The 7318-nt window shown below is 61.1% G+C and carries 7 protein-coding genes and 1 other RNA gene; 4 read left to right on the top strand and 4 right to left on the bottom strand.

Features of this window, described 5'->3' with window-relative positions:
- Positions 1–291: 291 nt before the first annotated feature.
- The 4 genes from ssrA to IHN22_RS01245 form a co-directional block, all read right to left on the bottom strand.
- Positions 292–639: a transfer-messenger RNA gene (ssrA, locus tag IHN22_RS01260) on the bottom strand.
- 61 nt (positions 640–700) lie between these two features.
- Positions 701–1222, bottom strand: coding sequence for a peptidylprolyl isomerase (locus tag IHN22_RS01255; RefSeq protein ID WP_087187644.1), 522 nt, complete (start codon positions 1220–1222; stop codon positions 701–703).
- Positions 1223–1262: 40 nt separating this feature from the next.
- The gene (gene smpB, locus IHN22_RS01250; protein ID WP_087331174.1) at positions 1263–1736 is read right to left on the bottom strand and encodes an SsrA-binding protein SmpB; all 474 of its coding nucleotides are present in this window, start codon (positions 1734–1736) and stop codon (positions 1263–1265) included.
- Between the two features lie 224 nt (positions 1737–1960).
- Positions 1961–2455 (bottom strand): hypothetical protein, encoded by a 495-nt coding sequence (locus tag IHN22_RS01245; RefSeq protein ID WP_087331172.1) that lies wholly within the window; start codon positions 2453–2455, stop codon positions 1961–1963.
- A gap of 156 nt (positions 2456–2611) precedes the next feature.
- On the opposite strand from IHN22_RS01245, the gene IHN22_RS01240 reads away from it, so the two are divergent.
- From IHN22_RS01240 to IHN22_RS01225, 4 genes are all read left to right on the top strand, one after another.
- A complete protein-coding gene (locus tag IHN22_RS01240; protein ID WP_087398794.1) occupies positions 2612–3148 on the top strand; it encodes an NUDIX hydrolase in 537 nt (178 codons plus the stop codon).
- Between the two features lie 15 nt (positions 3149–3163).
- Complete coding sequence (locus IHN22_RS01235) at positions 3164–3868, top strand: response regulator (RefSeq protein ID WP_087331168.1); 705 nt, start codon at positions 3164–3166, stop codon at positions 3866–3868.
- 320 nt (positions 3869–4188) lie between these two features.
- Entirely contained in the window at positions 4189–5979 is a 1791-nt protein-coding gene (locus IHN22_RS01230; RefSeq protein WP_191433121.1) for an ATP-binding protein, read from the top strand.
- Complete coding sequence (locus tag IHN22_RS01225; RefSeq protein ID WP_191433120.1) at positions 5966–7306, top strand: hypothetical protein; 1341 nt, start codon at positions 5966–5968, stop codon at positions 7304–7306. Before IHN22_RS01230 ends, IHN22_RS01225 begins: the two co-directional genes overlap by 14 nt.
- The last annotated feature ends 12 nt before the right edge of the window (positions 7307–7318 follow it).

Here is a 7318-nt window from a genome sequence, read left to right as displayed (position 1 = left end):
AGATCCGCTTGCGTCCACCTCCGCTCGCCAAGCCGGGTGGACAGTAAAATCCTAATCATAGCCAAGCTCCTTTACGTGAGATTCTAACAAGGATTTTAAATTCCCGCTGGATTTTGTGAGAAAATCACGTATTCCGTTAGAGCATGGGCAAAAAACAAAAAGAGGCCGCTATACAGGGAATACCCTGCATAGCGGCCTCTTTTCTCATTTCTCCGCACATAGCGGACAGACCAAGACGAACACTCCATCGACCATGTAAATGGTCGGCGTGGTGTTCGTCTGGCTCTCTTTTGGTGGAGGCGGGGGGAGTCGAACCCCCGTCCGAAAACGCTTCAACGGGAACTTCTCCGGGCGCAGACGGTCATTTACATTCCCGCACCCTGACGTAGGCCGTCAAACTTCAGGGCTTGGTAGCTTCATTGTTCATGGTGCGCTCAAAGCTTTGCGCACACACGTGCACCACTAAACGACGCCCCGTTCCGGCTCGTGGTCCTTCCGGACGGGACGGTCACGGCTTAAGCCGCGACAAGCTCAACGTTATCGTTGTTCTTTAATTTATAAGTTGCCCGTTTTAAGGATGTCAGGCACATCCGCCCGCTATTCCCGCCTCTACGTCCCCGTCGAAACCAGTACGCCCCCATGGAGCGGCGCGGTCAAGCCGCGCCGCGACAGGTAACACTTTACTGGCAGCCGGTCAGACTCAGCACTTCTCCGGCGCGGGATAGTCCACACCGAAGGTCTCCACGGTGACGGACTTCATCCGCTGATCCTCGTAGGGGCGGTCCATCCGGTCCCGCTTCACATTGACAATGGCGTCGGCCACGTCCATGCCCTCGATCACCTTGCCGAAGGCGGCGTACTCGCCGTCCAGATGGGGAGCCTTCTCCACCATAATGAAGAACTGGCTGCCGGCGGAATTGGGATGCATGGCACGGGCCATGGACAGCACACCCCGGTCATGCTTCAGGTCGTTCTTCACGCCGTTGTGGGCAAACTCACCCTTAATGGAGTAGCCGGGGCCACCCATACCGGTGCCCTGGGGGCAGCCGCCCTGGATCATGAAGCCGGGGATCACACGGTGGAAGATCAGGCCGTTATAGAAGCCGGACTTCACCAGGCTGATAAAGTTGTTGACGGAGTTGGGAGCCACATCGGGGTAGAGCTCGGCCACCATCTTGCCGCCGTTTTCCATTTCAAAGGTCACAATGGGATTCTGAGCCATTTGGTTTTCCTTCCTTTCTTCGGGGGCTGTGCCCCCCTTGTCAATAACCGCCGCGGCGGTGTGATTTCATGGTGCGGTCCATCTCCCGCTTGGCGTCCCTGGCAGCGGCGGAATCCCGCTTGTCATAGAGCTTTTTGCCCTTGGCCAGGCCCACTTCCAGCTTGACCCGGGGGCCTCGGAAATAGATGGACAGGGGAACCAGCGCGTATCCGTCCTGCTTGACCTTGGCAAAGAGCCGCAGGATCTCCCGCTTGTGCATCAGCAGACGGCGGGGCCGCAACGGGTCCTTGTTGAAGATGTTGCCCTTCTCATAGGGACTGATGTGCATCCCATGGACGTGCATCTCCCCATCCTTGACGATACAGAAAGAGTCCTTCAGGTTGACGTGGCCCTGGCGGATGGACTTGACCTCGGTGCCTGCCAGCTCAATGCCTGCCTCGTACTTATCCTCAATAAAATAGTCGTGGTAGGCCTTGCTGTTCTTGGCCACGATTTTGACGCCCTTGCTCTCCATTCCGCCACCTCCCAACCGGGACAGATCTCTTGAGCGTATATTATACCATGGCCACAAGCCATTCCGGCTTGTACGCCGCAGAGCGGCGGAAAACCGGCGCAGCCGGTTTTGGCCATGGTGTAACATCAACAGCAGGCGTTTTGCCCGCAAAACGCCTGGATACGATGGTATCCTGCCGCGCACTGTGCGGCAACTGTTGATATTATACCACAGCTGTCAATAGCTCAGACGGGAAAGTAGGTCAGCACCCCGGCCAGAGCATCGGCAGGAAAGACCATACGCCCGTGCTCTGCCAGACTGGCTTCCAGATGGGGCCGCCCGGCCTCGCTGCGGCCGAACTCAGAAAGCCGTACGGCAGTCTGCTCCGCCCCGGCGGGCAGAGAAAGCCACCACCGCCCCTCCCACCACAGCAGGGCGGCATCCGGCCTGGGCTGATCCAGGACCCGGGCGGCGGCAGCCAAGTCCTCCAGGCAGGCAAAGGAGAACCACCGCTGTTCCGGCGGACGCACGTGGGCAAACACCAGCACGCCGCAGGACTCCGGGTAGGCCTCGATCTCAATGGAGCCCTCCAGATCCATACCCGCCTGCCGGAAGGCGGTACGGGTCAGCTCCAGGGCCTGCTCCAGAGTGAGCCCCGCCGGTGTCAGGCCGTGCTCCTTCAGGTCGGCGGGGGTGATGTACAGGGCAACGCTGGCGCTGCCGATGGGCTGGATGGTCATAGTCTGCCTCCTCTCAAATGCAGGAACGATTATACCCGTTCCGGCCCCTTCCGTACAGCTGTAATGATTGGCTTGATTGGAAAAGCTGAGGGTGGCACGGAACCTGGAAGTATGATATAATGCATCTAACCGATGTAAGAAAAGGGGATATGCCGGATGGAACTGTGGGAAAAGACTGTAGAGAGCGAAACGCTCTTTGAAGGTAAAATTGTCACCCTGAAGCTGGACAAGGCCCAGCTGGTCAACGGCAGGATCACCCGGCGGGAAGTAGTAGAGCACCCCGGCGGGGTGGCTGTGCTGCCCCTGTTTGACGACGGTACCGTCAGCATTGTACGGCAGTTCCGCTATCCCTTCCAGGCCGTGGTCACCGAGCTGCCCGCCGGCAAGCTGGAGAAGGGAGAGGACCACCGCCCCGCCGCTCTGCGTGAGCTGGAGGAAGAAGTGGGCGTCACCTGCGGCAAGCTGACCTATCTGGGCTGCCTGTACCTCTCCCCCGGCTTCTCCTCCGAGGTACTCCATATGTATCTGGCTCAGGATCTGAAGCAGGGCGCCTGCCACCCGGATGACGACGAATTTCTGGAGGTGGAGCGGGTGCCCTTTGCCCAGCTGGCCCAGCAGGTCATGGACGGGGAGATCGTGGACGCCAAGACGGTGGCCCTGGTGCTGAAGGTCAAGCAGCTGCTGGGTCTGTAAAGACAGGAGGTTGGCATGAGCAAGCGCATTCTGATCGTGGAGGATGAGAAGAACATTGTGGACATCCTCAGCTTCAATCTGACCAAGGAAGGCTACGAGACGCTGGAGGCCTATGATGGTCAGGCGGGACTCCAGCTGGCGCTGGAGCAGAATCCCGACCTGATCCTGCTGGACCTGATGCTGCCCAAAATGGACGGCTTTGATGTGTGCCGCAACCTCCGCAAGGAGAACCGCTCCACCCCGGTCATCATGCTCACCGCCCGGGAGGAGGAGACCGATAAGGTGCTGGGCCTGGAGCTGGGCGCCGACGACTATATCACCAAACCCTTCTCCATGCGGGAACTGCTGGCCCGGGTAAAGGCCAACATCCGCCGCAATGAGATGGTGGCCGGAGCTCCCGCAGCCGCACCCTCCGGCAGCCGGATGGAGCTGGGCCGTATTTCCATCGATCCCGATCAGATGGTGGTCTGTAAGGATGGGCGGCCCCTGGATCTGACCCAGCGGGAGTACGAGCTGATCAAATTCCTGGCCTCCCAGCCAGGCAAGGTGTTCTCCCGGGAGGCCCTCATGGAGCACGTCTGGAACTACGAGGGCTATGTGGGTGACGTGCGGGCTGTGGACGTGGCCGTCCGCCGCCTCCGTGAAAAAGTGGAGGACGACCCGGCTTCTCCCCAGTTTGTAGTGACCCGGAGAGGCCTGGGATACTATTTTAACGCGTAACCCTGCGCCAACTGTCCGGATCGTCCTCCACGGCCCCCCGCACAGCGGGGCGGCGCCTGCGCCGTACAAGCGATTTGCCCAGCGGGCAAATCCTTGATGGCCGGGGAACTTCACTTTTCCCGGCCAGATGCAATGATCTCCAGGGCTCCCGGCGGCTCTGCCGCCGGGAATCGGACGATCCGGCCTCTCCCCAGTTCATAGTGACCCGGAGAGGCCTGGGCTATTATTTCAACGCCTGATAGAAGCAATCTTGGCGGGCCGGGGCAGCCGTCCCTGCCCGCCCTGTCTTTATTTTTTGCAAGAGAGGAGTGGTCCACAGTATGTTCCGCAGCCTGCACATGAAGCTCATGCTCATCATGACGCTGCTCATCATTCTGCTGATGACCGTTGTGGGCGCGTTCCTCATCAACTCTGTGGCCAATTACTACACCCAGGACTTCTACACCCAGATGTCGGAGGCCTTTGCCGACGAGGTGTTCTGGGCGGATCTGAACACCCCAACCCCCGGCGAGCAGGACGGCGCTGCCAGCATTGCCGAGATCCTCAACGCCTACAACGGCACCCTGGGCGTGGACAACCGCAGCCGGAAATACTATGTGCTGGACGGTAAGGACGGCCACTGGCTGGCGGGCTCTGACGAGCAGGACGCCGACCAGCCTCTGGACATGGACTCCCGCAATCTGATGCGGGTGCTGGCCGGAGAGGAAAAGAGCGACGACAGCACCCCCTCCGCCTCCTATATGGATGTGGCTGTGGCCGTTCAGCGCGGGGACCAGCGCTATATCATCTATGTCCGGGACGACGGTACCAACGCCGCCGCCCTGAACAGCGAACTGATCACCCTCATCGTGGAGGCTCTGGTTTTCGGTCTGGTGATCTCGGTGCTCCTCTCCTTCCTGCTGTCCAAGACCCTCATCACCCCCATTGAGCGGCTTACCGAGGGTGCGGAGCGGGTGGCCAACGGCGACTTTTCTCAGAAACTGGAGGTAGCCTCCCGGGATGAGATCGGCATCCTCACCGGCACCTTCAACGACATGGCCCGTCAGCTCCACCACACCCTGGAGGAGGTGGAGAACGAGCGCAACAAGCTGGGCACCCTGTTCCTCCACATGACCGACGGCGTGGTGGCCTTTGCCCGGGACGGCGCTGTGATCCAGTCCAACCCTGCCGCCGAGGAACTGCTGGGGACGGCCATTCCCATTGGCGGCAGCGTCAACTATGATACCCTGTTCTCCGACATTGCACCCCTCCAGGGGGTGCTGGCGGTCCAATCCCCCGGCTACCTGGACGGGACCCGTACCGTGGGCGGCAAGAGCCTGGAGCTGCTGCTCACCCCCTTTGACCAGGAGCGGCTGGGCGGCGTGCTGGTGATGATCCATGACGTCACGGAGCAGCATAAGACCGAGGAGATGCGCCGGGAGTTTGTGGCCAACGTGTCCCACGAGCTGCGCACCCCCCTGACCAACATCCGCTCCTACGCAGAAACTCTGGTAGACAACGCCGGAGAGCTGCCCCCTGACACAGAAAAGAATTTCCTGGGGGTCATTCTCAATGAGTCCGACCGGATGACCCACATCGTGCAGGACCTTCTCACCCTCTCCCGGTTCGACTCCGGCCGGTCGGAGCTGAAGCTGGCCCCCTTCTCCTTCGGACAGGCGGTGCAGGATGTATACAACGCCATTCTGATGGAGGCCCAGCGCCACGGCCATCAGGTGGAACTGAAGCTCCCCCCTACCCTGCCCGAAATCGTGGGCGACCGGGAACGTATTTTGCAGGTAATGATGAACGTCGTCTCCAACTCCATCAAGTACACCCCCGATGGCGGCCACATCCGTATCTCCGCCGGCCAGTGGCCGGGTAAGGTGTGGATGGAGGTGGCCGATAACGGCATAGGCATTCCCGAAGCCGACCGGGGCCGCATCTTTGAGCGATTTTACCGGGTGGACAAGGCCCGCTCTCGGGAGTCCGGCGGCACCGGACTGGGCCTCTCCATCGCCAAGGAGATCATCGACCGGCACGAGGGCACCATCGAACTGCTGGACCGGCCCGGTCCCGGCCTGACGGTGCGCATCACCCTGCTGACGGAGGGGCCTCGCCATGGAAAGGAGTAAACCGAGACGCCGCCGAAACCGGGGAGTGGAGCAACTCAAGACCCTGCTCATCGTGCTGCTCTCCCTGTCCGCCATCTATCTGACCGGCCTTGCCCTGGTACAAAACCGGGTCTCCGGCTCCCAGGGACTGCTGAGCGGGCTGATCTCCCTCTTCCGCCCTCAGAGCACTGTGGAGACCTCCGACCCCGGCAACACCGTGCAGCTCACCGCCGCCGCCCGACCGGTCCGTATCGCGGTATGCGACGGGGTGAACCGCTATGCGGTCCAGTACAACACCACCCAGACCGACAAACTGTATGACAGCGTGGGCATTCTGTTGGGCGAAGCCCTGTCCAGTGCAGACTCCCCCACGGTGGTCACCGAATCGGTATGGCAGGTCGCTTTGAGTGCCCCCGGTGTCTGGTTTGATTTTCTGGGCAAGATCCCTCTGGAGACCCTCAGCGCCTGGACCGGCGAGGGGGGCATCAACACCGCCCTCACCGGCTCCGCCCGGCGGATCGCCGTGGCTCTGGCGGACGACGGGGTGCGGCTGTACTATCATAATGAGAGTGACGGCCTGTATTATACCTGTAAAACGGCAGTGACCTATCAGGGGCACATGGACGAGCTGATCGCCGGTTACGGCGGCAACGGCGTTCCCTTTGCCTTTGAGCTGGGCACGGACAGCGGCTATAACGGGCTGGACCCCTATGTGCTCATCTCCGCTTCCGCACCCACCCCCAACATTTACCGCGCCTCCAATCCCCTGGCCAACCTGGACGACACGCTGATCAGCAGTCTGCAGCAAGCTCTCTCCTTCCAGACCTCCTACTATGCCATTCCCAACGGTATCCGTATCCGGGAGGGCCAGGAGACCTTGGAGATCAGCAATACCGGCACCGTCTCCTATACCACGGCAGAGGGCACCAGTTCCCGCTACCCCGTGGGGAGTGAGTATGGCTACGACATCACCGAGGTGGTGGAGACCACCCGGCGGATGGCCGCCGATACGGTGGGCCGCTACTGCGGCGCCGCCCGCATCTATCTGATGGATGTAACCGAAACCGACACCGGTCTGTCCGTCCGCTATGGTTATAGCCTGAATGGCGCGGAAGTCAGCCTCTCCGGCGGCGACAGCGCCGCCCTTTTCACCATCCAGGATGGACAGATCACCGCCTTTACCCTCCGGTTCCGGCGGTACGAGGATGCTGGCCAAACCAGTCTGGTGCTAAACGAGCGGATGGCCGCCGCAGCTCTGGAGGCCCTGGACCCGGAGGGCCGGGAGCTTGTCCTGTGCTACAGCGACACCGGCGGCGACACCGTCCAGGCCGGATGGGTGGCCAAATGACGAGATCGCGAG

This window comes from Flavonifractor sp. An112 (assembly GCF_904377885.1).
GTDB classification, from domain to species: domain Bacteria; phylum Bacillota; class Clostridia; order Oscillospirales; family Oscillospiraceae; genus Flavonifractor; species Flavonifractor avicola.
This window is presented reverse-complemented; position numbering and strand designations above follow the sequence as displayed.

Excerpts from the sequence above, each read along its gene's own strand:
- IHN22_RS01230 (WP_191433121.1), top strand. The coding sequence starts at position 4,189 with ATGTTCCGCAGCCTGCACATGAAGCTCATGCTCATCATGACGCTGCTC.
- IHN22_RS01255 (WP_087187644.1), bottom strand. The coding sequence starts at position 1,222 with ATGGCTCAGAATCCCATTGTGACCTTTGAAATGGAAAACGGCGGCAAG.
- smpB (WP_087331174.1), bottom strand. The coding sequence starts at position 1,736 with ATGGAGAGCAAGGGCGTCAAAATCGTGGCCAAGAACAGCAAGGCCTAC.
- IHN22_RS01235 (WP_087331168.1), top strand. The coding sequence starts at position 3,164 with ATGAGCAAGCGCATTCTGATCGTGGAGGATGAGAAGAACATTGTGGAC.
- IHN22_RS01225 (WP_191433120.1), top strand. The coding sequence starts at position 5,966 with ATGGAAAGGAGTAAACCGAGACGCCGCCGAAACCGGGGAGTGGAGCAA.
- IHN22_RS01245 (WP_087331172.1), bottom strand. The coding sequence starts at position 2,455 with ATGACCATCCAGCCCATCGGCAGCGCCAGCGTTGCCCTGTACATCACC.
- IHN22_RS01240 (WP_087398794.1), top strand. The coding sequence starts at position 2,612 with ATGGAACTGTGGGAAAAGACTGTAGAGAGCGAAACGCTCTTTGAAGGT.